At 60.7% G+C, this 25348-nt stretch carries 26 protein-coding genes and 1 tRNA gene; 16 read left to right on the top strand and 11 right to left on the bottom strand.

Annotated elements, in window-relative coordinates; translation table 11 throughout:
* Positions 1–26: 26 nt before the first annotated feature.
* The 5 genes from ACN0SW_RS05865 to ACN0SW_RS05845 are packed head-to-tail and all read left to right on the top strand — an operon-like array spanning position 27 to position 2998.
* Positions 27–431, top strand: coding sequence for an HPr kinase/phosphorylase (locus ACN0SW_RS05865; RefSeq protein WP_417726979.1), 405 nt, complete (start codon positions 27–29; stop codon positions 429–431).
* A gap of 11 nt (positions 432–442) precedes the next feature.
* Positions 443–1372: an RNase adapter RapZ gene (rapZ, locus tag ACN0SW_RS05860; protein WP_417726978.1), complete on the top strand. Its 930-nt coding sequence runs from the start codon at positions 443–445 to the stop codon at positions 1370–1372.
* 14 nt (positions 1373–1386) lie between these two features.
* Entirely contained in the window at positions 1387–1779 is a 393-nt protein-coding gene (locus ACN0SW_RS05855) for a PTS sugar transporter subunit IIA (protein WP_417726977.1), read from the top strand.
* A 16-nt stretch (positions 1780–1795) separates the two neighbouring features.
* On the top strand, positions 1796–2071 hold the full coding sequence (locus ACN0SW_RS05850; RefSeq protein ID WP_417727197.1) for an HPr family phosphocarrier protein: 276 nt from the start codon (positions 1796–1798) through the stop codon (positions 2069–2071).
* 48 nt (positions 2072–2119) lie between these two features.
* A complete protein-coding gene (locus ACN0SW_RS05845) occupies positions 2120–2998 on the top strand; it encodes a lysophospholipid acyltransferase family protein (protein ID WP_417726976.1) in 879 nt (292 codons plus the stop codon).
* A gap of 214 nt (positions 2999–3212) precedes the next feature.
* Here ACN0SW_RS05845 and ACN0SW_RS05840 read toward each other — a convergent pair whose 3' ends face one another.
* A complete protein-coding gene (locus tag ACN0SW_RS05840; RefSeq protein WP_417726975.1) occupies positions 3213–4088 on the bottom strand; it encodes a 3-hydroxybutyryl-CoA dehydrogenase in 876 nt (291 codons plus the stop codon).
* A gap of 161 nt (positions 4089–4249) precedes the next feature.
* Between ACN0SW_RS05840 and ACN0SW_RS05835 the strand changes: the two genes are divergently transcribed.
* Positions 4250–5083 carry a DUF6473 family protein gene (locus ACN0SW_RS05835; protein ID WP_417726974.1) on the top strand — a complete coding sequence of 278 codons (834 nt, stop codon included), beginning with the start codon at positions 4250–4252 and terminating at the stop codon, positions 5081–5083.
* A 48-nt stretch (positions 5084–5131) separates the two neighbouring features.
* Here the strand turns inward: ACN0SW_RS05835 and ACN0SW_RS05830 are convergent, their stop codons facing one another.
* The 6 genes from ACN0SW_RS05830 to ACN0SW_RS05805 all read right to left on the bottom strand — a co-directional run bounded on the left by ACN0SW_RS05830 (position 5132) and on the right by ACN0SW_RS05805 (position 9344).
* The gene (locus ACN0SW_RS05830; RefSeq protein ID WP_417726973.1) at positions 5132–6058 is read right to left on the bottom strand and encodes an electron transfer flavoprotein subunit alpha/FixB family protein; all 927 of its coding nucleotides are present in this window, start codon (positions 6056–6058) and stop codon (positions 5132–5134) included.
* Complete coding sequence (locus ACN0SW_RS05825) at positions 6058–6816, bottom strand: electron transfer flavoprotein subunit beta/FixA family protein (RefSeq protein WP_417726972.1); 759 nt, start codon at positions 6814–6816, stop codon at positions 6058–6060. Before ACN0SW_RS05825 ends, ACN0SW_RS05830 begins: the two co-directional genes overlap by 1 nt.
* Before the next feature lie 167 nt (positions 6817–6983).
* Positions 6984–7556, bottom strand: a complete 573-nt coding sequence (locus ACN0SW_RS05820; protein WP_417726971.1) for a cob(I)yrinic acid a,c-diamide adenosyltransferase — start codon at positions 7554–7556, stop codon at positions 6984–6986.
* A 4-nt stretch (positions 7557–7560) separates the two neighbouring features.
* Positions 7561–7767, bottom strand: a complete 207-nt coding sequence (locus ACN0SW_RS05815; protein WP_417726970.1) for a twin transmembrane helix small protein — start codon at positions 7765–7767, stop codon at positions 7561–7563.
* An 89-nt stretch (positions 7768–7856) separates the two neighbouring features.
* The gene (locus ACN0SW_RS05810) at positions 7857–8684 is read right to left on the bottom strand and encodes an SDR family NAD(P)-dependent oxidoreductase (RefSeq protein ID WP_417726969.1); all 828 of its coding nucleotides are present in this window, start codon (positions 8682–8684) and stop codon (positions 7857–7859) included.
* Between the two features lie 39 nt (positions 8685–8723).
* Positions 8724–9344, bottom strand: coding sequence for an SH3 domain-containing protein (locus ACN0SW_RS05805; protein ID WP_417726968.1), 621 nt, complete (start codon positions 9342–9344; stop codon positions 8724–8726).
* A 157-nt stretch (positions 9345–9501) separates the two neighbouring features.
* Between ACN0SW_RS05805 and parC the strand changes: the two genes are divergently transcribed.
* Together parC and ACN0SW_RS05795 are read left to right on the top strand one after the other, a co-directional pair.
* Positions 9502–11808 (top strand): DNA topoisomerase IV subunit A, encoded by a 2307-nt coding sequence (gene parC, locus ACN0SW_RS05800; protein WP_417726967.1) that lies wholly within the window; start codon positions 9502–9504, stop codon positions 11806–11808.
* A 65-nt stretch (positions 11809–11873) separates the two neighbouring features.
* Positions 11874–12659, top strand: a complete 786-nt coding sequence (locus ACN0SW_RS05795; RefSeq protein WP_417726966.1) for an inositol monophosphatase family protein — start codon at positions 11874–11876, stop codon at positions 12657–12659.
* Positions 12660–12736: 77 nt separating this feature from the next.
* Here the strand turns inward: ACN0SW_RS05795 and ACN0SW_RS05790 are convergent, their stop codons facing one another.
* Together ACN0SW_RS05790 and ACN0SW_RS05785 are read right to left on the bottom strand one after the other, a co-directional pair.
* Positions 12737–13105 (bottom strand): GFA family protein, encoded by a 369-nt coding sequence (locus ACN0SW_RS05790; RefSeq protein WP_417726965.1) that lies wholly within the window; start codon positions 13103–13105, stop codon positions 12737–12739.
* Positions 13102–13848, bottom strand: a complete 747-nt coding sequence (locus ACN0SW_RS05785) for a rhomboid family intramembrane serine protease (protein WP_417726964.1) — start codon at positions 13846–13848, stop codon at positions 13102–13104. Before ACN0SW_RS05785 ends, ACN0SW_RS05790 begins: the two co-directional genes overlap by 4 nt.
* A gap of 131 nt (positions 13849–13979) precedes the next feature.
* On the opposite strand from ACN0SW_RS05785, the gene ACN0SW_RS05780 reads away from it, so the two are divergent.
* Positions 13980–14576, top strand: a complete 597-nt coding sequence (locus ACN0SW_RS05780) for a LysE family translocator (protein ID WP_417726963.1) — start codon at positions 13980–13982, stop codon at positions 14574–14576.
* Positions 14577–14588: 12 nt separating this feature from the next.
* On the opposite strand, the gene putA is transcribed toward ACN0SW_RS05780, so the two are convergent.
* Entirely contained in the window at positions 14589–18020 is a 3432-nt protein-coding gene (gene putA, locus ACN0SW_RS05775; RefSeq protein ID WP_417726962.1) for a bifunctional proline dehydrogenase/L-glutamate gamma-semialdehyde dehydrogenase PutA, read from the bottom strand.
* A gap of 105 nt (positions 18021–18125) precedes the next feature.
* Between putA and ACN0SW_RS05770 the strand changes: the two genes are divergently transcribed.
* From ACN0SW_RS05770 to dusA, 5 genes are all read left to right on the top strand, one after another.
* Entirely contained in the window at positions 18126–18605 is a 480-nt protein-coding gene (locus ACN0SW_RS05770) for an Lrp/AsnC family transcriptional regulator (RefSeq protein WP_037273900.1), read from the top strand.
* Positions 18606–18830: 225 nt separating this feature from the next.
* Positions 18831–18916, top strand: a tRNA-Leu gene (locus ACN0SW_RS05765).
* A 509-nt stretch (positions 18917–19425) separates the two neighbouring features.
* Complete coding sequence (locus tag ACN0SW_RS05760) at positions 19426–19884, top strand: NUDIX hydrolase (RefSeq protein ID WP_417726961.1); 459 nt, start codon at positions 19426–19428, stop codon at positions 19882–19884.
* Between the two features lie 192 nt (positions 19885–20076).
* Positions 20077–21459 (top strand): inorganic phosphate transporter, encoded by a 1383-nt coding sequence (locus tag ACN0SW_RS05755; protein WP_417727196.1) that lies wholly within the window; start codon positions 20077–20079, stop codon positions 21457–21459.
* A gap of 266 nt (positions 21460–21725) precedes the next feature.
* Positions 21726–22724, top strand: coding sequence for a tRNA dihydrouridine(20/20a) synthase DusA (gene dusA / locus ACN0SW_RS05750; protein WP_417726960.1), 999 nt, complete (start codon positions 21726–21728; stop codon positions 22722–22724).
* Positions 22725–22730: 6 nt separating this feature from the next.
* Here dusA and ACN0SW_RS05745 read toward each other — a convergent pair whose 3' ends face one another.
* Positions 22731–23618 (bottom strand): LysR family transcriptional regulator ArgP, encoded by an 888-nt coding sequence (locus ACN0SW_RS05745; protein ID WP_417726959.1) that lies wholly within the window; start codon positions 23616–23618, stop codon positions 22731–22733.
* Positions 23619–23736: 118 nt separating this feature from the next.
* Here ACN0SW_RS05745 and ACN0SW_RS05740 point away from each other — a divergent pair, with 118 nt between their 5' ends.
* Both ACN0SW_RS05740 and ACN0SW_RS05735 read left to right on the top strand, forming a co-directional pair.
* Entirely contained in the window at positions 23737–24330 is a 594-nt protein-coding gene (locus tag ACN0SW_RS05740; protein WP_417726958.1) for a LysE/ArgO family amino acid transporter, read from the top strand.
* A gap of 95 nt (positions 24331–24425) precedes the next feature.
* Complete coding sequence (locus ACN0SW_RS05735; RefSeq protein ID WP_417726957.1) at positions 24426–25346, top strand: DMT family transporter; 921 nt, start codon at positions 24426–24428, stop codon at positions 25344–25346.
* The last annotated feature ends 2 nt before the right edge of the window (positions 25347–25348 follow it).

Below are 25348 nucleotides of genomic sequence, written 5' to 3'. Positions count from 1 at the left end.
ACCCGGTTTCCCCTCAAGATGAGATATTGCATGCCACCTGCGTGGCCCATTCGGGCCGCGCGGTTCTAATCCGCGGGGCGTCGGGACGTGGGAAATCCGGACTGGCGCTGCAGCTTTTGGCGCTTGGGGCGGGCTTGGTTGCGGATGATCGCACCCGGATTTGGGCCGCGGATGGGCAGATCATGGCAGACGCACCCGAAACCATCCGAGGGCAGATCGAGGCGCGTGGCATGGGCATCTTGCGCCTGCCGTGCGTTGGACCACAGCCGGTTGCCCTGATTGTCGATATGGATACTGAGTGCACCGAACGTATGCCGCCGCTGGTACGGGCCGAGATTTTGGGTCAGACAGTGTCAGTGGTCAAAAACACCGCGCATTCTCATTTTCCGGCGGCGATCCTGCTATATCTGATGCATGGGACGTTGGTCTGAAGGAGCCGATCATGTCTGCCGAGTCTGAGTCACGCCCCGACCCGCAGGAGCCGCACAATCGTATTGTGCTGGTCACCGGCCCGTCCGGGTCCGGACGCAGCACGGCAATCCGCACGCTGGAGGATATCGGCTATGAGGCAATAGACAACATGCCCCTGTCGCTCTTGCCGTTATTGTTGGAGCGGCCGCATCCAGACAAACCTCTGGCTCTGGGGATCGACGTGCGCAATCGGGATTTCTCGACCAATGCGCTGATAGAGGTGATCGACCGGAGCGAGTGGCATCCCGGTGTACCCTTGCAGGTTCTGTATCTCGATTGCCGCGCTGAAATCTTGCAGCGTCGGTTCTCGGAAACACGACGACGCCACCCGCTGGCCCCGGACGAAAGCGCGGAAACCGGGATCATTCGCGAGTTTGATCTGCTGGCCCCGGTGCGTGCGCGGGCCGATATGCTGATCGACACCTCGGATATGTCACCCCATGATCTGCGCGCGGAGCTGGAACGGTGGTACGGGCCGGGAGACGGGCATAGTCTTGCGGTGTCGGTGCATTCCTTTTCCTACAAGCGCGGGTTGCCGCGTGGTCTTGATATGATTTTTGACTGTCGGTTCTTGCGCAACCCGTATTGGCAGCCTGCATTGCGGGCACTGGATGGGCGGGCGTCAGAGGTGGCGGCCTATGTTGGGGATGATCCGCTTTTTACGGAGTTTCGTCGGCAAGTGACGGAGATGATCGCGTTATTGCTGCCAGCCTACGAGACCGAGGGTAAGGCCTATCTGTCGATCGGGTTCGGATGCACGGGCGGGCAGCATCGCAGCGTGACCATGGCAGAAACTTTGGCGGCGACCCTTGCGAAAGATGGCTGGCAGGTGTCAATAAGACACCGGGAACTGGAACGGCGTGGCAGGGCGGAGGCCCCGGACGACACGCCTGATGTCTGAGGAGTGAGGCAGTCTTGATCGGGATTGTGATCGTTGCGCACGGCGGGCTGGCCAGTGAGTATCTCAAGGCCGTCGAGCACGTGGTCGGCGCGCAAACCGGTATCCTTGCCATCTCGATCGAGAGTGATCATGATCGCGCGGCCAAGCAGACCGAGATTTGCGCCGCTGCTGATGCGGTCGACACAGGTGGCGGTGTGGTGCTGGTCACGGATATATTTGGCGGATCGCCCTCGAACCTGTCGCTGCGCGCCTGTCGGCCAAATGATCGCCGCATTCTCTACGGGGCCAACCTGCCGATGCTGATCAAGCTTGCCAAGAGCCGACACATGGCGCTGCCTGATGCGGTGCGCGCAGCACTCGAGGCTGGTCGGAAATACATCGACAGTCATAATGTATCAGAAGAGTGAGGAGGGCAGGGTGAGCATGGACAAGGTGACGCGCCGGATGGAGATCGTCAACGAAAAGGGGCTGCATGCGCGTGCCGCTGCCAAACTGGTTGAAGTGGTCGAGGGCTTTGACGCGCGCGCCGAGGTTACGTGTAATGGGCAATCGGCCTCTGGAGACAGTATCATGGGCCTTTTGATGTTGGCAGCAGCCAAAGGAACCACTATTGACGTCGAAATCGTCGGCCCGGACGCAGCGCCGTTGGCCGAGGCGGTTGCGGCACTGGTTGCGGACAGATTCGGCGAGAGCATGTGAGCGCGCGGGATCAGGCGCTGGTGACATGAGCGGGACAGGAACAAAGTAGTGAACACCAAGGCACAGCCAGAGCCCGACGCCGATGCCGGTGAAACGGTTCTCTATACCAAATATGACCGCCGCAGCCTGACCTATGCGAACAGTTTCGATAGTGGAATGACTTCATTGATCATCCGCGCCATGGAGTGGATGACCGGCAAGATTTCTATTGTCCGCATGATCCGCAAGTTCGAAAAGCGCGGCGCGCCAACGGGACAGGCCTTTTGGCGCGCCGCGCTCGATACCATGGGCATTCCGCTGCTGACACCGGATGAAGAGGTGGCGCATATCCCACCGGAGGGGCCTGTGGTGGTGGTGGCCAACCATCCGCATGGGCTGGTGGACGGGATGATCCTCGCGGATCTGATCGGACGGCGGCGAAGTGACTACAAGATCCTGACGCGCGCGCTGCTCACGGGGATTGACGAGGTGGCGGCCTCTTACATGATTTCCGTGCCCTTTCCGCACGAACCCGACGCACAGCGTAAATCAGTTGAAATGCGAGCCAAAGCGATGGCGCATCTCAAGGACGGCGGGGTAATCAGCGTCTTTCCCTCGGGGGTCGTGGCCTCGAGCGATACGATGTTCGGCCCCGCGATAGAGCGGGAATGGAATGTCTTTACCGCGCAGATGATCCGTAGGTCCGGCGCGCGCGTCGTGCCGATCTTTTTCCCAGGGGCCAATTCCCGCTGGTATCAGGCGGCGAACTGCATTTCGGCCACGTTGCGGCAGGGATTGCTGCTGCATGAGGTCGTGCACAGCTGCAATCGTCCCCAAAAGCCGGTGGTGGGCGCGCCGATCAGCGACGAGCGGATGGCGATGCTGGAAAGTGATCCGCGCGGTTTCATGGAATGGCTGCGCGCGCATACGCTCTCGCTGGGGGACTGAAGGTCGGCTGCTGCCATGTGCGCCGAAATCCTGAAAGGATTTCGGGCCGATTTCTTTTGAAGAAATCGACGGCTGTCTGTCGCGGCAGCGAAATGGCGAGTGGTTGCAGAACATCAGAGGTTGTCACCGCCCCTACCATGCGGCTTCAGCCCAGGCTGACCAAAGTCTCCGGTTTGAAATCATGTCGCAAGGCGGTGCCGTGCGGCGATCTGGTCTAGCGCGTGGGCACCGGCACTTCGCCGCGATAATCGTAGAACCCGCGACCGGTCTTGCGCCCCAGCCAGCCTGCCTCGACATATTTTGTCAGCAGCGGGCAGGGGCGGTATTTGGTATCTGCCAACCCATCGTGCAACACGTTCATGATCGCAAGGCAGGTGTCGAGACCAATGAAATCCGCCAATTCGAGCGGTCCCATTGGATGATTGGCCCCGAGTTTCAGTGACTCGTCGATGGATTTGACGTTTCCGACCCCTTCATAGAGCGTATAGACCGCCTCATTGATCATCGGCATCAGGATGCGGTTGACGATGAAGGCTGGAAAATCCTCGGCGCTGGCAGCGGTTTTTCCCAGTTTTTCGACCACGGCGAGGCAGGCGTTATAGGTGTCCTTGTCGGTGGCGATGCCGCGGATCAGCTCTACCAATTGCATCACCGGCACCGGGTTCATAAAGTGGAAGCCCATGAATTTCTCGGGACGGTCAGTGCGGCTCGCAAGGCGCGTGATCGAGATCGACGAGGTGTTCGAGGTCAGGATGGTATGGGGGTGCAGATGCGGCAACAGCTCGTCGAAAATTGCCTGTTTCACCGCCTCACGTTCCGTTGCCGCCTCGATCACCAGATCGGTCTTGCCCAGATCGGTAAGGGTTTGTGTGGTCATGATACGGGCGAGGGCCGCATCCATTTCGCCTTGCGTGATCTTACCGCGGCTGACCTGACGCTCCATATTCTTGCGAACCGAGGACAAGGCGCGCTCTAGCGCCTCGGCACTGATATCGTTGAGCAGCACGTCATAGCCTGCGATGGCCATGACATGGGCGATGCCGTTGCCCATCTGGCCCGCGCCGACCACTCCGATTCGCTCGATTTCCATCTGCCCAATCCCCGTCCAATTGCTGCGCAAGCATAGGCTTCGGCGGGGGCAGGCCGCAAGGGCCGCAGACAGGTAAAATAAACGGCGAATTGGCCGTTTAGCTTTTTAGCAAGATGAATCGCCCAACACTTTCTTCGGGTGAGTATTTCAAGGTGGGTTTCATGGCATATGAACGCATGGGGCATAGGCCCCTCGACTATAGACCTGTTCAATATGACGGGTCGAAACTGGTGTTTCGAGGTCCGCAGCGCACATTGGCGGGGGATTTCATCGCCTGTCTTGGGGGAACGGAAACCTATGGCACCTTTATTGATCGGCCCTATCCCGATTTGATGGAGCGGTCGCTAGGGATGTCTTGTGTCAACTTTGGCTGGCCCAACGCAGGGGTGGACGCGTTTCTCAAGGATGAAGGGCTGTTGCGGCTTGCTTCCAGAGGGCGTGCCGTGGTGCTACAAGTGCCCGGTGCGGTGAATTTCAGCAATCCCTTCTACAAAGTGCATCCACGCCGTAATGACCGCTTTGTCGAAGCGACGCCGCGCTTGCGACGCTTGTTTCCCGAGGTCGATTTCACCGAATTCCACTTTACCCGACACATGATGCAGGCGTTTGCGGATGTATCGCATGACCGGTTTGCCGTGCTGCGTGAGAGCCTGCAAGAGGCTTGGGTGACGCGCATGCAGCAGCTCTTGCAAAAGATCGAGGCCCCGGTGGTCCTGATGTGGCTATCTCGGCATGTGCCGGGCCTTGGGCATGACGCGACGGGAGTGGCGGATGATCCGGCCTTTGTCAGCCGCGCCATGCTGCGCGCGATTGGCAGCCGTGCGGCCAAAGTGGTCGAGGTGGTGATCAGCGAAGAGGCCTGTGCGCAGGGCACGCGCGGCATGCGGTTTGACCCGATGCAGGAAAGCGTCGCCGCCGATCTGCCTGGACTTTTGGCGCATTCTGAGGCGGCGCGGGCGGTGTCGCCGGTGCTGGAGGCGCTGTTGGGTAAATGAAAAACCCGCGCCGGTGGGCGCGGGTTTCGGTTCTTGGTATGGTTTGGCTCAAAGCTTTTCGACCAGCTCCGGCAGGGCGGTGAAGAGATCGGCGACGAGGCCGTAATCGGCGACCTGAAAGATCGGCGCTTCTTCGTCCTTGTTGATGGCGACGATGATCTTGGAGTCCTTCATGCCCGCAAGATGCTGGATCGCGCCCGAGATGCCCACGGCGACATAGAGGTTGGGGGCCACGACCTTGCCGGTCTGACCGACCTGCCAGTCGTTCGGCGCATAGCCCGAATCGACTGCGGCGCGGGAGGCCCCGACAGCGGCGCCAAGTTTGTCCGCCAGCTTTTCGATCAGCGCGAAATCGTCCTTGGAGCCGACACCGCGCCCGCCCGAGACCACGATCCCGGCCGAGGTCAGTTCGGGGCGGTCCGAGGCCGCGACCTTGTCCTCGACCCATGCCGAGAGGCCGGGGTTGGCGGTGGCCGCGATGGTCTCAACGGGCGCTGCCGCCTGTTCGCCTGCCGCGTCAAAGGTCGAGGTGCGGAAGGAGATCACCTTTTTCGCGTCACGCGATTTCACGGTCTGGATCGCATTGCCGGCATAGATCGGACGCTCAAACGTGTCGGCATCCACCACGCCCGAGGCGTCGGAGATCACCATCACATCCAAAAGCGCCGCCACGCGCGGCAGCACGTTCTTGGCGTCGGTGGTGGCGGGGGCGACAATATGGCTGTAATCGCCCGCAAGCGACACGATCAGCGCCGCCGTGGGTTCGGCCAGACGGTGACCCAGCGAGGCATCCTCGGCCACCAGCACTTTTTTCACGCCGGCGATCTTGGCCGCAGCGGCCCCAGCCGCAGCAGCCGAAGCGCCACAGCAAAGCGCGGTCACATCGCCCAGTTTGGCCGCAGCGGTAACCGCCTTGGCGGTGGCGTCGAGCGCCAGTTCCCCATCGGTGACTTCGGCGAGAAGAAGAACAGACATCATACGGCTCCCACTTCCTTGAGTTTCGCAACCAGCTCGTCCACCGAGCCGAGGATCACACCGGCCGCGCGGCTTGCGGGCTCGGAGGTGCCGGTGATTTCCAGCCGGGGTGTCACATCAACGCCGTAATCGGCGGCGGTTTTCTCATCCAGAGGCTTTTTCTTGGCCTTCATGATATTGGGCAGGCTGGCATAACGCGGCTCGTTGAGACGCAGATCGACGGTGACGATGGTGGGCGTCTTGACCTTGATGGTCTGCAAGCCGCCATCGACCTCGCGGGTGACAAGCGCGGAGTCGCCGTCGAGATCGAGCTTAGAGGCAAAGGTCGCCTGCGACCAGCCGAGCAGCGCCGAGAGCATCTGGCCGGTGGCGTTCATGTCATTGTCGATCGCCTGCTTGCCGCAGAGCACGAGGCCCGGGGCCTCTTCTTCGACGATTTTCGCAAGAATTTTAGCCACGCTGAGCGGCTCGATATCAGTGTGCACATCCTCGGCGGCCACCACCAGAATGGCCCGGTCCGCACCCATCGCCAGCGCTGTGCGCAGCGTTTCCTGCGCCTGTTTCACGCCGATTGAGACCGCGATCACCTCGCTGGCCTTGCCCGCTTCCTTCAGACGGATCGCCTCTTCCACGGCAATTTCGTCAAACGGGTTCATCGACATCTTCACATTCGCAAGATCGACACCGCTCCCGTCCGCCTTCACGCGAACCTTCACGTTATAGTCGATCACACGCTTGACAGGCACTAGCACCTTCATTGGCATGGTCTCCCTTATGGTGTTGAAGAGCTGCTACGACTCTTCGGATTAACTATCCTGCGCGTTGATACCGGGTCAGGCGCGGATGAAACAGGGCAAAATCGTCACGTTAGAGTCCGGCGACGTCGCGTTTTGGGTTTTGCACGCAACAATGTTGCCAGAGTATTTCAACGGTTCGCTCCCGGAACCCACAGAACATCGGCCCGGCCGCTGTCATTGGCCATACGCGAGGCGACAAAAAACCAATCGCTGAGGCGGTTGAGATATTTGAGGCCTGCCGCGTTCACATGTTCGAGCGCCGATAGTTCCACGGTCAAACGCTCGGCCCGGCGCGACACGGTGCGACACAGATGCAGATGCGCGGCCAGGGGCGATCCACCGGGCAGAATAAAGCTGCGAAGGGGTTCGAGATGCTTGTTCATGGCGTCGATTTCAGCCTCCAACCGGTCGACTTGGCTGGGGAGCATGCGCAGTGGCGGGTATTCGGCATCCGCGTCACGTTCCATTTCGGGGCGGCAGAGATCGGCGCCAAGATCAAAGAGGTCATTCTGGATGCGCGCCAAGGCGTCATCGGTTTCATCCTTGGCATAGAGCCGCGCCAGACCGACGGTCGCGTTCACCTCGTCCACAGTGCCATAGGCGGTGACGCGGGCCGAATGTTTCGCGACACGGGTGCCATTGCCGAGCGCGGTCTCGCCCGCATCGCCGGTGCGCGTGTAGATTCTGTTGAGAACGACCATGGGATTACCCCCCCTGCCTGCGGAAATAGACGAAGATCAAAATGAGGATGATCGCTATGAATTGCGCGATCAACCGCCACTGCATGTATTTGTTCGAGCGTTTGGCATTTTCCACCCCTTCCTTGCCAAAGGTGGAAATGCCCCGGATCAGGATCACCGCCACCGTGAGGCAGCCCACGGCCACGAGGATGAATAGCGGATCTTGCAACATGGCGCGTCCTTTCGGGATTGGTTCTGAGGCACATCTAGGCGGCGCGGGGGAAAAAGCGAAAGGGAAAATGTGACGCAGGTTAACTGCTGCTAGCCCTTGTTCAGCACCCAATCCAGAGCGCGCGTTGGCAGCAATCGGCGCAGGCTCCCCATCGCATATGTGGGTGTTGTCACATAATACCGTGCCTTTGGGCGCGGGGCCTCCAGTGCATGAATGAGCTTTTTCGTCACCGCAGACGCCGGCCATTGCGGTCCTTTGCTGCTTCCCTTGTAGAGTTGGTCAAGCAGGCTCTCGCGGTATTCGTCGACACGAACGGATTTTTCCCAGTCGATCCACTTGTCGAATTGGGCGATTGCATTCTTGCGAAACAGCGTCTCGATCGGACCCGGATCGAGGATCGAGACCTCAATCCCTGTCCCCGAGAGTTCTAGCCGCATCGCATCGCTTAGCCCCTCAAGCGCGAATTTGGTCGCGACATAGGCCCCGCGCCATTTCATGGCGACCAGTCCCAATACAGAGGAACATTGCACAATCCGGCCATGTCCCTGCGCGCGCATCACTGGAATCAGTCGGCGTGTCAGATCATGCCAGCCGATGAGATTGGCCTGAAAGATCGTGCGTAAGGCCTCTGTCGGCACGTCCTCGACCGGTCCGGGAATAGCGTAGGCCCCATTGTTAAAGAGCGCATCCAGCCGCCCGCCGGTTGCGTCTAGCACTTCCGCCAAACCGGTCGCGATGCTGGCCTCATCCTCATAGTCGATGCGGGGGCTGTCGAAGCCTTCGGCGCGCAGCCGGTCGCAATCGGTTTGCTTGCGGCAGGCCGCAAACACCCGCCAGCCGCGCGCGCGCAAGCCATGTGCCGCGTCATAGCCGATGCCTGAGGAACAGCCGGTGATCAGGATGGAGCGTTGTGTCATGCGCGACGTTGTGGCGCGCGTCGCGGTGCTATGCAAGCGCTAGTCGGCGACCCGTGTCATTAGATTCTCGGCCATCCAGCCGATATGCCCGGTCTCGGCCACGCGCAGTTTGATCCAGCCCTCACCCGGATTGCTCAGGATAATGACCTTGGTGTCGCGCTTGAGGTTGGTGACACGTTCAAATCTAATGCCCGGTCCGGCGCGCAAATTGACCGAGTGACCGGAAACCCGGCCAATCTCGGGGGACAGGTTCAGCTGTTCGTCGGCTGGGATGGGCCGCCCTGCGATTTCGGCGACGTTAGGCGTTGTCGGCACAGGAGGCGGTAAGGCAATTTGGACCGTTGGCAGATGCAGGTGGTTGGGTGCGACCACAGCGGAGGCCTCGGCGGAGGCGAGGGTGACCATCCCCTTTTGCCCCATGCTGAGAGCCAGATCATGCAGGGAGGTGAGGGTGCGCGTCACCTTTGCGTCAGGATCAGGTGACACATCTTGGGCCAGTTCAATCACATTGATCCGGAGCGGGCGGGGTTTGGGGCGCTGATTGTCGAGCATTGCGCGTGCCTGAATGGAATTGGCAGAGGGCCGATAATCAGCGCCACCGCTCAAGACATAAAAAGACCACCCCAAAAATGCAAAGCTCACGATTATAAAGCGCAACATCGCGCGTCCCCCCCTAAACCATACAATCAAAAAATGCTTGGCAGCCAATGTAGTATAGCCGATTCGTCCTCCGGCGTCGGGGGGAAATCGTAAAAGTTTGGACCCCGTGCTCTGTGGGTGCTTTACGCCGAAAGACGGCGCGGCTATCACCATATCCATGAGTGATTTGCTGGACGACCCCAATATGCAGCCCGAGGCTGTCTCGGAGCCGCTGCGCCGCGCGATTGGCGAGCGCTATCTGACCTATGCCTTGTCCACGATCATGCACCGCGCCTTGCCGGACGCGCGTGACGGGTTGAAGCCGGTGCATCGGCGGATTCTCTACGCGATGCGCGAACTCCGGCTGTCCAGCAGCGGGGGGTTCCGTAAATCCGCCAAGATCTCGGGCGATGTGATGGGCAACTATCACCCGCACGGTGATGCCGCGATCTATGATGCGATGGCGCGTCTCGCGCAGGATTTCGCGGTGCGTTATCCGCTGGTGGATGGGCAAGGTAATTTTGGCAATATCGACGGCGACAACCCGGCCGCCAGCCGCTATACAGAGGCGCGCATGACCGCCTTTGCCGAGGCGCTGCTCGATGGTCTGGCCGAGGATGCGGTTGATTTCCGCGACAATTACGATGGCACCCTGCGCGAGCCGGTGGTGCTGCCTGCGTCTTTTCCGAACCTTCTGGCCAATGGATCGTCGGGCATTGCCGTGGGCATGGCGACGAATATTCCGCCGCATAATATTGCCGAGTTGATTGATGCCTGTCTGCATCTGATCAAGACGCCCGATGCGCGCGATGAGACCTTGCTCAATTACATTCCCGGCCCGGATTTCCCCACCGGCGGTGTCATCGTCGAGCCCGCCGAGAGCATCGCACAGGCCTATCTGACGGGGCGCGGTGCGTTCCGGCTGCGCTGCAAATGGGAGATTGAGGATCTGGGGCGTGGTCAATGGCAGATTGTCGTGACCGAAATCCCCTATCAGGTTCAGAAATCCAAACTGATCGAGCGGATTGCCGAGCTCATTCAGACCCGCAAGGTGCCGATCCTCGCCGATGTCCGCGACGAGAGCGCCGATGATGTGCGCCTGATCCTTGAGCCGCGTTCCAAGAATGTCGATCCCGAGGTGTTGATGGGCATGATGTATCGCAATTCCGAATTGGAGTTGCGGTTCTCGCTCAACATGAATGTGTTGATTGACGGGGTGACGCCCAAGGTGTGCTCGCTCAAGGAAGTGTTGCGCGCCTTTCTCGATTTCCGCCAAGAGGTGCTGTTGCGTCGCTCGGCGCACCGGATGGAAAAGATCGACCATCGGCTTGAGGTGCTGGAAGGGCTGATCGTCGCCTTTCTCAATCTTGACCGGGTAATCGACATCATCCGCTATGACGAGGACCCCAAGGCGGCGCTGATGCGCGAGGATTGGGGACGTACATTTGTGCGTGCCATGTCCGAGGCGGATTATGTGCCGCCTGCCCCCACCGATGAGGCGGGGCTGACCGAGGTGCAGGCCGAAGCGATCCTCAACATGCGCCTGCGGTCCTTGCGCCGTCTAGAAGAGATGGAGCTGAAGCGCGAACGTGACGCGCTGATGGCAGAGCGCGCGGGGCTGGAAGATCTGCTCGACGATGTTGGCCTGCAATGGGCTGCCGTTGCCGACCAGTTGCGCGAGGTCAAGAAGACCTTTGGCAAGTCCCATCCCATCGGCGCGCGCCGCACGCAGTTTGCCGAGGCGGGCAGCGTCGAGGAGGTGCCGCTAGAGGCGATGATCGACCGCGAACCGATTACGGTGGTGTGCAGTCAGATGGGCTGGATCAGGGCGATGACCGGGCATCTTGATCTGAGCCGTGAGTTGAAGTTCAAAGATGGCGATGGCCCCCGCTTTATGTTCCATGCCGAAACCACCGACCGCATTCTGGTTTTTGGCAGCAACGGGCGATTCTATACGCTGAGTGCGTCAAACCTGCCGGGTGGGCGCGGTATGGGCGAGCCGTTGCGCCTGATGGTCGATTTGCCTAACGAGGCGGCCATTGTCGATTTGCTGATTCACAAGCCGGGCCGCAAGCTGCTGGTGGCCTCGTCTGCCGGGGATGGGTTCATCGTGCCAGAGGATGAGGTTGTGGCGCAGACCCGCAGTGGCAAGCAGGTGCTGAACCTCAAAGATCCGGCGCGGGCGCTGGTCTGTCGCCCGATCACCGGCGATCACGTCGCCTGCGTAGGCGATAACCGCAAGGTGCTGGTGTTTGCGCTCGACGAAATGCCGGAGCTGGGTCGCGGCAAGGGTGTGCGGCTCCAGAAATACAAGGACGGCGGGCTGTCTGATGCCACCACCTTTAATCTGGCGGAGGGGCTGACATGGCTTGATCCGGCAGGTCGCACCCGCACCGAGAGCAATCTTGAGGAATGGCTGGGCAAACGTGCGGGAACGGGCCGTATGGCGCCACGCGGCTTTCCCCGTGACAACCGCTTTACCTGATCGGGCCTTGTCTGTTGCGGACGGGCGGCGTATAGCCCCGGCCTGACCCAAAAGGAGTCCGTCCCATGGTAGGTAGTGCCAATCTCAATGTCATGCTCAAGGCCGCGCGCAAGGCGGGCCGGGCCTTGGCCAAGGATTTCCGCGAGGTTGAGAATCTTCAGGTCAGCATGAAAGGCGCCGGTGATTTCGTCAGCCGCGCCGATATCGCTGCGGAAAAGATCCTCAAGACCGAGTTGATGGGCGCGCGTCCGACCTATGGCTGGCTGGCCGAAGAGGGCGGTGAAGAAGAGGGACAGGACCCAACCCGCCGCTGGATTGTCGATCCGCTGGATGGCACGACGAATTTCCTGCATGGCCTGCCGCATTGGGCGGTCTCCATCGCGCTGGAACACAAAGGCGAGGTGGTCGCGGGCGTGATTTATGACGCCAGCAAGGACGAGGCGTTTTTTGCCGAGAAAGGCGCGGGCGCCTGGATGAATGAGAGCCGTTTGCGCGTCTCTGGGCGGCACAAGATGATCGAGTCGATCTTTGCCACCGGATTGCCGTTTGGCGGGCGGGCGGATTTGCCCGAAACCTTGCAGGATCTGGCGCGGCTGATGCCGACCTGCGCGGGTGTGCGGCGGTGGGGGTCGGCGGCGCTCGACATGGCCTATGTGGCGGCAGGCCGCTACGAAGGGTTCTGGGAGCGGCGGTTGAACGCTTGGGATCTGGCGGCGGGCGTGATCATCGTGCGCGAGGCGGGCGGCTTTGTCGAACCGCTACGCCCCGGTGGCGATATTTTGGCCGATGGCGAGGTGATCTGCGCCAATGAGGCAATTTTCGACAAGTTCGCGGGCGTGATCCGGGGCTGAGTGCGATTAGGGGGCGCTGCCCCCGCCCCGGATTTCATCCGGGACTCCCCCGAGGTATTGCGGGCCAGATGAAATATCTAGCGGTCCGAGGGGTGATTGACCCCGTCCACCCATCCAATCGGGTCTAGGTCGCGCGGGTTGACGCCCGCAAGCGCGCCAAGGTTGACGCCGTATTCATTGGGGTCTGATCGCCGCTGATGATGAGTGTAGATGCCACAAGTCTTGCAGAAATAGTGCTTTGCGGTGCCCGTGCCCCATTGATAGAGTGAGAGATTGTCGGCGCCTTTGACGATTTTAAGCCCGTCGAGCGGTGCAGATACCGCCGCCGCGCCACGCCTGCGGCAAAAAGAACAGTCACAGCGCCGCGCCGTCGAGAGCCCGTCGGTAAGGGTGACATGCAACTCAACCGCGCCGCAATGGCATGTGGCTATCTGGGGCTGGGTCATCGACGTCTCCGAACGGTTGGGATGGAACTGCGGCGTAGTCGGTAATCGGTCTTGGGATGGGGGGGCGTGCCGTGGGTCTCATGCCAAAAGCGCGGCCCGCCCAAGCGCAAAAAGACTGGCAGAGTTAAGATCGCGCCCGCGACGAACCCGCCCGCATGCGCCCAATAAGCGATCCCGCCCATTTCGGAATTGCTGCCGAGTCCGGCAACGATCTGAAAGACAAACCAAAGCGCGAGCATGATTGCCGCCGGAATCGTGATGACGCGGAAAAACACGAAAAAAATCAATAGAATATCGACGCGAGCCTTGGGGAAAAGCAAGAGATAGCCGCCCATCACCCCGGCAATCGCACCGGAGGCCCCGACGGTTGGCACCATTGAGCCCGGACCGCCCAAGATTTGGGCCAGTCCTGCCGCGATGCCGGTTCCGAGATAGAAGGCGAGATAGGGCAGATGGCCCATCCGATCCTCCATATTGTCACCGAAGATCCAGAGAAACAGCATATTCCCTGCAAGGTGCATGACCCCGCCATGCAGAAACATCGATGTCAAAAGACCGGAATAGGCCCCTGTCTGGGTGACTTTGGCGGGGATCATCGCCCAATTGTAAAAGAAGGAGTTGAGCGCGCGCTCATCTGCAAAGAGCGGCCAGTACGCGATAAAAATTCCCACGTTGAGGGCTATCAGCGCGTAGGTGACAAAGGGCGTCCGCCCCGAGGGGTTATGATCGCGGATTGGGAACATGGGTGAAAGCTAGCGCGGTTCAATGGTGACGGAAAGGCAGTGATTGCACGCACTGGTGTGATTTGCGCAAGAACCGGGTCGCGCCGCGCAGCAACCGGTGATCATTCTGCACAGGTCAACAGGAGATGCCGATGGTCGAGACCGCGATTGCCCTTGTGCTGTTTCTTTTTCCACTGGCCTATAGCCCCGGCCCGGGGAACCTGTTCTTTGCTGCCAATGGTGCGCGATTTGGGGTGTGGGCGACACTTCCTGCCAGTCTAGGCTATCACTTGGCAACGTGGTCGGTCACCGCCGCGATTGGATTTGGCTTTTTGCGCACGCTTGAGTCGGCACCGGTGGTCTTTGTGATGCTCAAGTTGGCCGGAGCGCTCTATGTCCTGTGGATTGCATCGGGACTGCTGCGCGCCGGGGTGCAGGATATGGATGCAGAAGCGCGCCCGGCTTCGTTCCGGGATGGTGTGATGCTCTTGTTGCTAAACCCCAAGGCCTATGTGATCATCGCGCTGATGTTCACGCAATTTCTGAGCGTGCCGGGGGTGAACCGGACTCTGCTGGTTCTGGGGATCACGACCCTGTTCACACTCAATAATCTGTTGGCATTCACCGTTTGGACGCTCATGGGCGCACGGTTGGGCGCTGTGTTTGCCCGCGCGGGGAGCGCGCGGGCACTGAACATGGGTTTCGGCCTGATCCTCGGGGCCGTGGCCGTCTGGATGCTGCTGATGTAGGAGGCAGCGTGATCAGGACATGCCGCCCAAGAGTGCTGCGTTGCCGCCTGCCGCCGTGGTGTCGACACAGACGTGACGTTCATGCAGGGCGTGGCCTGTGTCGGGGAGGCCGGTAATCAGCGGCAGGATCGGACCGGCGCGGCGCGCCATGGCCTGCGCGTAGGCACGTGCCTCGCTCTCGCAGCCCCACCAGAGCACGCCCGAGAGCCCGCCCATAGTTACAAGCGCTTCGGGGTCGATCCGGCCCGTGACGGTGACGGCCACACCGCCCAACCCCTCGACCGCGCGTGCCTGTGCCGCCGACAGATCCGCCCCCGGTCCCATGCAGAGCAGGGCAGGGCGGACATGTGTGGTCAACCGGTTCGACTCGCCCGTGGGCCCGGGCAGGACGAGGGCCGCTCGTGGGCTTTGGGCTGCGGCATTGGCGGCGTCCAGCGCCTTTTGCGCAGCATGGACTGACATGGCTTCGGTCCATTTATGGCCCTTTTGCGCGGCCGGGCGGGCGGTAAAGCGGGTCAGATAATGTGGACCACCCGCCTTTGGTCCCGTGCCGGACATGCCTTCACCGCCAAAGGGTTGGCTGCCCACGATGGCGCCGATCTGGTTGCGGTTCACATAAATGTTGCCAGCATGGACCGCCTCGGTCACGTGCTGCACGCGGTCGTCGATCCGTGTCATCAGACCAAAGGTCAGCCCATAGCCGGTGGCGTTGATCGCATCAATGACGCGGTCGAGATCACCTGATTTGAACGTAGCAATATGCAAAACCGGGCCAAATATTTCACGCTCCAGATCGCCGATGCCGCTGATCTTGATCAGGCTGGGTGCGATATAGGTGCCCGCATTTGGCGTCTTCAACTCATGCAACAGCCGCCCCTCGGCGCGGGCCTGTTGGATATGGGCCGCGATGCCAGCGCGTGCCTCTTCGTCGATCACCGGGCCACAATCGGTCGAGAGGTGCCAAGGGTTGCTGACGCAGAGCGCATCCATCGCCCCGGTGAGCATTTCGGTGAAATGCGGTGCGATGTCTTCTTGCACATAGAGGCAGCGCAGTGCGGAACAGCGCTGACCGGCGGATTGAAATGCGGATTCAACAATTGCCTGCACCGCCTGTTCAGGAAGCGCGGTGCTGTCTACGATCATCGCATTCATGCCACCGGTTTCCGCGATCAGCGGCGCGCCGGGGGCAAGGTTTGTCGCCATGGCTGTACGGATTTTCAGGGCGGTTTCCGTCGAGCCGGTGAAGGCCACACCGCCGACGCGGGGATCAGAGGTGAGGGCCGCGCCGACATCCCCGGCACCGGGCAGAAGTTGGAGTGCGGCGGCAGGGACCCCTGCGCGCAGCATGAGGCTGACGGCGACATGGGCGATGAGCGGCGTTTGCTCTGCCGGTTTCGAGAGTACGGCATTGCCTGCGGCCAAGGCTGCTGCAATCTGGCCAGTGAAGATCGCCAGAGGAAAGTTCCACGGGCTGATGCAGGTGAACGCGCCTACCGCGCCGGATTCAGGCGCATGGGCGGCGTAGTAGCGCAGAAAATCCACAGCCTCGCGCAATTCGGCCACCGCGTCGGGGATGGATTTTCCGGCCTCGCGGGTGAGAATAGCGAAAATCTCTCCGTAGTTCTCTTCGTAAAGATCGGCCGCGCGATTGAGGATCACGCCCCGCTCTGCAGCGGGTGCGCCCCAAGGTTTGGCGGCGGCGAGGGCGGTTTCGATATCGGCTTTGCTGGCCCACGCCACGGTGCCGGGGCTGTCAGCGGGATCGGCAGGGTTATCGACGCGGGTCGGCGGCTCGGGGTTGGCCTTGCCAGCCAGAAGCGGCACCGCCTGCCAGGCCTGATTGGCAAAGGGCGCGCGCGCCGCTTCGAGGGCGTCGAGGGTCGGTTGGTGGCGCAGGTCAAAACCGCGCGAATTGGGGCGTTCGGGCTGGAATAGATCTGGGCCTTTGGGCAGATGCGGTTGCGGCTCGGTCACGGCAATGAACGGATCGCGGGCGACCTCTTCGGGGGTGACCTCTTCATCCACGATCTGGTTGACAAAGCTCGAATTCGCGCCGTTTTCCAGCAGGCGCCGTACCAGATAGGCCAAGAGATCACGATGCGCGCCCACAGGGGCATAGATGCGGCAGCGGGTGCCTTCGGCTTTCAGCACGATGTCGTGCAGGGCCTCGCCCATGCCGTGCAGGCGCTGGAATTCAAACGCGCCCTTGTCGCTGGCCATATCAAGGATGGCGGCGGCGGTATGGGCGTTATGGGTGGCGAATTGCGGATAGATACGGTCGGTCATCGACAGCAATTTACGCGCATTGGCGATGTAGCTCACATCGGTCGCAGCCTTGGAGGTAAAGACCGGAAAACCGTCGATCCCTGCAACCTGTGCGCGCTTGATCTCGGTGTCCCAATAGGCGCCCTTGACCAGACGGACCATGATCCGGCGATCCAGCCGGGTGGCGAGATCATAGAGGAAATCAAGAACATGGCTGGCGCGTTGGCCATAGGCCTGTACCACCACGCCAAAGCCGTCCCAACCGGCCAGCGCGGGCTCTTCTAAAACCGTCTCGATCACATCAAGCGAGAGCGACAGGCGATCCGCCTCTTCGGCGTCGATGTTGAGGCCCATCTTGGCGGATTTCGCCAAGAGTGCGAGGCTGCGCAGGCGTGGCACCAGCACCGCCATTACCTGATCGCGCTGCGCCACCTCATAGCGGGGATGCAGCGCCGAAAGCTTGACAGAAATGCCGGGATTGCTGCGGATATCCGCATTGGTGCAGGCATTGGCGATTGCGGTAATGGCGCGGGAATAGCTGAGATGATAGCGGGTCGCGTCCGCATCGGTGCGCGCCGCCTCGCCCAGCATGTCATAGGAATAGCTGTAACCTTTTTTCTCCATCCCCGCCGCGCGGTCCATGGCGCCCTGAATGGTCTCGCCGAGCACGAACTGGCGGCCCATTTCTTTCATTGCGCGCCCCACGGCGGTCCGGATCACCGGCTCGCCCAATCGTTTGATGGCGCTGCGCAGATGGCCCACGGGGCCGGGTTTTTCATCCTTGAGCACCTTGCCGGTCAGCATGAGCGCCCAAGTCGAGGCGTTGACGAGCGGTGAGGTGGAATGGCCCATATGCTTGCCCCAGTCCGAGGGCGCGATCTTATCCTCGATCAGGGCGTCAATCGTGTCAGCATCGGGCACGCGCAACAACGCCTCTGCCAGACACATGAGGGCAATGCCTTCATCGGTCGAAAGACCATATTCAGCCAGAAACACCTCCATCAACCCGGGGCTGGATTGGCCGCGAATAGCGCGCACCAGATCCGCGCCGCGCGCGCAGATCCGCGCGCGATCCTCGTCCGAGAGGGCGGCGGCGGCAGTCAGGCGCGCCAGCGTCTCGGCCTCGTCCGCATAGGTGGCAAAGTCGATGGTGCGGCGAATTTCGGTGTCGTATGGCATGGAGGTCCCCAATGGTTGGATGGTTCATAATAGCATCATTGAACAAGTGACTTTTCCTGATTAGAGTCGAAATTCAGGCCAGTTGGTTTGAATTTGGAGTTGAAAATGGATCAAAACGAACAGCTCGATCTGGATCGCTTCGATCGGGCGATTCTGCGGGTTCTGGCGGGGGATGGTCGGATAAGTGTGACCGAATTGGCGCGTGAGATCGGATTGTCCAAATCACCCACTCAGGCGCGGCTGCGCCGGTTGGAGCGTGACGGTGTGATTACCGGATATCGGGCGCTCTTTGATCCTATTCGTCTTGGGCTCGATCATGTCAGTTTTGTCGAGGTGCGGTTGCATGACACGCGCGAGGCCGCCTTGGCGGAATTCAACGCTGCGGTGTCGAAGATCCCAGAGATTGAACAGGTGCATCTGATTGCCGGGAATTTCGATTACCTGATGAAAATCCGAACTCAGAGCATGGCCGATTATCGGCGGGTTCTGGCGGAACATATCTCGACCTTGCCGCATCTGGCCAATACGTCGACATATGTAGCGATGCAGGCGGTCAAAGAAAACGCACTGTCGGATGTGATCTGAACCGACGGAGACCCGGCGGTGCTGCCTTTGGCTTTACACCCCCGCCAAAGTGGATATTGTCCCCCGCGCGCATCCCCCTACCCATGTGGTGGAATGGTCGGCACATGAGGCTTGAAGTCCGGCTTTTCTGGCGGAAAAGTATAAAGATTACAAAGTCTTGTTGCACGTTTGATTGTTGACGGCCACACACGGGCCCGATATTGGAGTTCGACGACTACGCTCTGTGCGGGCGTGCTGGAATGGTAGACAGACCAGACTTAAAATCTGAGGGGCGTATGCCCGTGTGGGTTCGAGTCCCACCGCCCGCACCAACCACTGCTCTGGGTCACGAGCGTATGGATGACCCTACCGAGAGGCTCGAGGCGTTGTTTTTTCGGTCATTTTTACCCATGGGTCGGTTTGCTGGTCTGATCTGCGCTGAGATGTCCTTCCCCGAGTGATCTGGAGTGGTCGAGCGACATCCCAGAGCCGCAGCGTCAGTTTGCCGACGAAAGAGCGTCTGACGCGCTGTCCCGCACGGATAAGTGCGTCAGACATTGTGGGTGCGGCATCCGTGCAGGTTCGGAGCCTCCCCGGAGCTTTCTCTTATCGGCCTGGTCGTGTTCCCAGATATACTCGTCCGCCGTCTAATTCTGCGAATGGGCATATTGTCCCGTAACGCTCATCTCCAATCACCCCGCAAAATGCCTATGTCTTGGGCTGGGCGTGTCCCGAACGGCAGCATTTGCGCCTGTCTTGTGCGCCATTTGCATTTACCTCAAGATTTCTGTACAACTATCTGAATAAATATAAAAAATTGAGCAGGGTCGGAGATCTTCTAATGACATCACCTATGCGTAGGGCATGGAGAGAACTGGTGCGCCCCTTATTTAGGCGACCTCGACGGCTTCAAATCGCGGCGCTGTGCTATCGCGAGGATGATGGCTGCAAAGAGGTGTTGCTGATCACGTCACGTGGCACGGGGCGCTGGATCATTCCCAAAGGATGGCCCATCGACGGCAAGGATGCGCCGGGTGCGGCAATGCAAGAAGCGTGGGAAGAGGCTGGCGTGCGTTCGGGCCGCGTGACGAGCGAGGCGGTTGGTATCTATTGCTATGAAAAGGAACTATCCACAGGATTGCCGGTGCCGGTGGAAACGCTGGTGTTTGCGGTCGAGGTGGACAAAATGGAAGCGGAGTATCCCGAAGTCGGCGAACGCCGCCGGAAATGGGTCACCCCTGCCGCCGCCGCGAATATGGTGCAAGAACCGGAATTACAGCAAATCCTGCGCGATATGTAATAAAATTGTTTCAGTTTTATGACGGAATCGGTTGATGCTACGGGTTAGGTTCCTTATGCCCGCTGCGAGCGATGCACAGGGGGCCACGCTGTGAGCGATACGCAAAACGACGCCAATCATCTTGAAACCCTTGACCGGGATCTTCAGCGGTTTTCCCATCTGGAAGCTGCAACGCAATATGTCGCCCGCCCGATGGTGGCACCCGGCATCGCACTGGCCTTTATTGTTGTAACGGGCCTTGCGGCGGCGATCTTTTTTGGTGAGTTTCCGATCAATTTTGTGGTGATCGCGGCGGCGGTGTTCGGGGCCTATATGGCGTTGAACATCGGGGCCAATGACGTGGCCAACAACATGGGCCCTGCCGTGGGGGCCAACGCGCTGACCCTTAGCGGTGCGATTGCGATTGCGGCGATCTTTGAAACCCTTGGTGCGCTTATCGCAGGCGGGGACGTGGTTTCAACCATATCCAGTGGCATCATCGACCCTGTGACCGTCGCCGATACGCAGGTCTTTATCTGGGCGATGATGGCGGCGCTGATTTCAGCCGCCCTGTGGATCAATCTTGCCACATGGATCGGGGCACCTGTCTCGACCACGCATTCCGTAGTTGGCGGTGTGATGGGCGCCGGAATTGCCGCCGCCGGGTTGGCCGCCGTCAACTGGGCCACGATGAGCGCGATAGCGGCGTCATGGGTGATCTCTCCCGTGTTGGGCGGTGTCATCGCGGCGCTTTTCCTTGCGCTGATCAAATCGCGGATCATCTACCGCGACGATAAAATTGCCGCTGCGCGTCGCTGGGTACCGATCCTAGTTGGGATCATGGTTGGGACTTTTGCGGCCTATCTGGCGCTAAAAGGGCTGAAGCGGGTCATCAAGATCGAGCTCGACACCGCCGTTATGGTCGGTTTGGTGTTGGGTGTTATCGCATGGATCGTGACAATCCCGCTGATCAAACGGCAGGCGCAGGGGCTGGAAAACCGCAACAAATCTCTCAAGGTGCTGTTCGGTGCGCCACTCGTGATTTCTGCGGCACTTCTGAGCTTTGCGCATGGCGCCAATGACGTGGCGAATGCGGTGGGTCCGCTGGCGGCCATTGTCCATGCCGCGGAATTTGGCACTGTCACGGCGAAGGTCTCGATCCCGCTTTGGGTGATGATCGTCGGCGCGTTCGGAATTTCGTTTGGTCTGTTCTTGTTCGGGCCCAAGCTCATCCGCATGGTCGGGTCACAGATCACGAAACTGAACCCGATGCGCGCCTATTGTGTAGCGCTGTCGGCGGCGTTCACAGTTATCGTGGCCAGCTGGCTTGGTCTGCCGGTATCTTCGACTCATATCGCTGTCGGCGGTGTGTTTGGCGTTGGATTCTTTCGCGAATGGGATGCGGAACGCCGCCTGCGCAACAACAAGGTGATGAGCGAACCTGAATTGCGCATCGCACCCGAAGAACGCCGGCGGCGCAAACTGGTGCGCAGATCCCATTTCATGACCATCATTGCCGCTTGGGTGATCACGGTGCCTGCGACGGCGCTGATTTCAGGGCTGGTGTTTTTGGTGTTGAACAATCTGCCGGTGTAACGAGGCCTCTGGCGGAGTAATGCAGGCGCGACGCTTGTTTCTCTGCGTCGACGGTGCGGCATTGCGGAGGTGGTAGGTTTCTCCGGCATGCGCCATCCTTGCGTCCGATCTGGATTTGGGTCATCCACCGGAGGGCCGCTTGCTATTCGTGGCCATATCGTGTGCGCTGCCTGTGCAATGAGTCGTTGAAAAAGGGCAAATCGGGGGATGTCCGAAGGTATTCCCATGTAAGGAACACGCCCCGTAACAGTCTGAATGTGCAAAAAATGCAATTAAATCAACACGCCAAACTTTCCATTGCCCCGATGATGGATTGGACAGACCGGCATTGCCGGTATCTGCACCGGCTGCTCAGTCGTGAGGCGTTGCTGTACACTGAGATGGTGACAGCCCCGGCCTTGGTGCGTGGAGGGGCTATGCATCTATTGGCGCATGATTTGGCAGAGCATCCGGTTGCGCTGCAATTGGGTGGGTCGGATCCCAAGGAGTTGGCGCAGGCGGCGCGTATGGGGGCCGAGGCGGGATATGCGGAGATCAACCTTAATTGCGGCTGTCCCTCAGACCGGGTGCAATCGGGTAGTTTTGGTGCGGTTTTGATGACTGAGCCCGCTCTGGTGGCAGAGTGTTGCGCCGCGATGATTTCTGAGCAACCTGTTGAAGTCACTGTGAAATGTCGCATCGGCGTGGATGATCAGAACCCCGAGGAGGTGCTGCCCGAGTTTTTGGCGCGTGTTATTGCCGCCGGTGTTCAGCGGGTGACGATCCATGCGCGCAAGGCGTGGCTGCAGGGGTTGAGCCCCAAGGAAAACCGTGCAATTCCGCCCTTGGATTATGATCTGGTGCAGCGGATGAAGATGCTGTTTCCCAACCTGCATATCTCGATCAACGGCGGAATTACATCTTTGGATCAAGCGGTTACGCTGCTGGATCAAGGCCTGGACGGGGTGATGATCGGGCGCGCGGCCTATCATCAACCGGCAGATATTCTTTGCGCGGCGGATCGGAGGGTATTTGGCGGGACGGGCCCGGACAGCACCGCAGAAGGGGCCGTGCGTGCCATGCTCCCCTATATCGAGGCGCATCTGGCAAGCGGTGGACGGTTGAATCAGATCACCCGCCACATGTTGGGCCTATTTGCCGGGCGGCCCGGCGCGCGGGGGTGGCGGCGGCAGTTATCCGAGGGTGTGGCGCAGCCCGGGGCCGGGCCGGAGTTGATCGAGCAGGCGCTTGCCGACATTGCAGACCTTACGGACCTTACAAAATAAGCCGGATTATGTACCCTGCAGGAGGCTGCGCCGCGCGCTGCGCTTCAGGGCGCGGGTCAGCGGCGCGAGGGCTGCGCCAAGCAGCCGTCCCCATTGCCAATAGAGCGGCGTGTCGAGAGGGCAATCGGGGCGCAAAGGGTTGAGGGTGCCGCGCGCGATGTCTGGCTGAACGAGGGTCTCGGGGGCCATGCCCCAGCCAAGGCCGAGGCGGGCGGCGGTCACGAACCCCTCGGATGAGGGCAGCCGGTGGCAGGGCGGTGCAAGCGTCGCGCCGGTTGCCTCGGTGATCCAGCGATGTTGCAGCCGGTCATGACTGTTGAATTGCAGCATCGGTGCCGTGGCGAGTGTGGCGGGGGTAATCCCGTCGGCAAAATGACGGGAGAGGAATCCCGGGCTGGCAATCGCAAGATAGCGCAGCCGTCCGAGGGGTATGACATCGCAGCCGGGCAGGGGGCTGGCGCGGGTTGTGATCGCGCCCAGAACTTCGCCGCGCATCAGCCGGTCGTGAGAGACATCCTGATCGTCAATCACGAGGTCAAAAAGGTGGTCGGGCAGGCTGGCCAGTGCGTCGGGCAGCCATGTGGCGAGGCTGTCGGCATTGACGGCGAGACGCAGAGGCGTGCGGGCTGTTGGGCTCAGCCCGGCGAGATCACCACCAAGCCGGGCCTCAAGCAGGGTGATCTGGTCGGCATGGGCGGCAAGGCGCTGACCGACGGGCGTGGCCGTGCAGGGGCTGCTGCGGTGGATGAGTTGCGCGCCGACACGGGTTTCCAGCGCCTTGAGCCGCTGGGAAATGGCCGATTGTGTCAAGCCAAGTTTCTGGGCCGCGCCCTCGAAGCTGCCGGTTTGCAGAATGGCGGTCAGGGTGGTGAGATGATCGGGTGGCAGTATCATTAGAAATTCTAATTCCAAATAAGTATATAAAATTTGAGTAATGTCGCGCCGAACGATAGGCAAGCCCCGGTGACGCAGTTGGATTTGAGTATTTGCAGAACGATGAAGGGGCAGGCGTATGCAGGCGGGGCTGGCGGGATTTGCGTTGGGGCTGAGTTTGATTCTGGCGATCGGGGCGCAGAACGCCTTTGTGCTGCGGCAAGGCCTGAGGCGTGAGCATGTGCTGGCCGTGGTGCTGGTCTGTGCCTGTTCGGATGCGGTTCTGGTTGCGGCGGGGGTCATGGGCTTTGGCGCATTGGCCGAGGCGGTGCCGGGGTTGGAGCGGATCATGCGCTATGGCGGGGCTGCATTTCTGGTGATCTACGGTGCGCGCAGTTTCCTTGCCGCGTGGCGCGGCGGTGCGGCGCTGGAGGCAGGCGCGGGCGCGGGCAACCTGCGGCGGGCAGTGCTGACCTGTCTGGCGCTGACCTGGCTCAATCCGCATGTCTATCTTGATACGGTGGTTTTGCTTGGCTCGGTGTCGGCGCAATATGCGGATCGGTTCGCCTTTGGATTGGGGGCGGTCTGTGCCAGTTTCATCTTTTTCTTTGCGCTGGGTTATGGCGCGCGTCTGTTGGCGCCGCTCTTTCGTCGCCCTGCCAGTTGGCGGGGGCTCGATGCGGGTGTGGGGGGGGTGATGTGGTCTATCGCCGCGGGGCTGATTCTGGGATGAGCTATGCGTCAGGGGGGACGGTGAATTGCGCCTGGCGCATGAAAAACCGCCAAGCCTGCCTCGACAGGCGGCGAGAGGCGTGACCTAATACGTCCATGAGCGCAGAGCAGGCAAGCAAGGCAGAAGTCACGGCACGACCGGGCTGGGGCATCTTCTGGATGGTGGTGACGGGTATCCTCTTTGTGGGGGTGACGGCGCTGGTCAAGATCTTGGGCACGCGGGTGCCCGCGCCGCAGGCGGCCTTTTTGCGCTATGCAATGGGGTTGGTCTTTTTGGTGCCGATGCTGCGGCCGTTGTGGCAACTGCGGCTGGGGCGCGGCACTTGGGGTCTCTTTGCGGTGCGCGGTGCGGTGCATACCATTGGGGTGGCGCTGTGGTTTTTTGCCATGGCGCGCATTCCCATCGCGGATGTGACCGCGATGAACTATCTCGCCCCGATTTATGTGACGCTGGGTGCGGGTCTCTTTCTCGGGGAGCGTTTGGCGCTGCGGCGGGTGCTGGCGGTGGGGGTGGCGCTGATCGGGGCGCTGATCATTCTGCGGCCCGGATTTCGCGAGGTCGGGCCGGGACATCTTGCGATGATCTTTACCGCCATCTTCTTTGGCGCGTCCTACCTGATCGCCAAGGTGGTGTCGGGGCGCAGCAGCCCCGGCGTGGTGGTGGCGATGCTGTCGATCACCGTCACGATTGGCCTTGCCCCATTGGCGGCGGCGGTCTGGGTCACGCCGACCCTTTGGGAACTGGCGATCCTGTTTGCGGTGGCCACGCTGGCGACGGCGGGGCATTACACCATGACGCTCGGATTCCGCGCGGCGCCTCTGGCGGTGACGCAGCCGGTCACGTTCCTGCAACTGGTGTGGGCCGTGCTCTTGGGGGCGCTGGTCTTTGGCGAGGGGGTGGATATGTTCGTGGTGCTGGGCGGCACGGTGATCGTGGGCGCGGTCAGTTTCATCAGTTGGCGCGAGGCGGTGCTCAAACGGCGAATCACGCCGACGGTTTCGGCCACCAAAGTCTGAGC

Origin of the sequence: Roseovarius sp. (genome assembly GCF_048262375.1) — a bacterium.
Lineage (GTDB): Bacteria > Pseudomonadota > Alphaproteobacteria > Rhodobacterales > Rhodobacteraceae > Roseovarius.
Note: the sequence above shows the minus strand (reverse complement) of the source record. Positions and strands in the feature narration are given on the sequence as shown.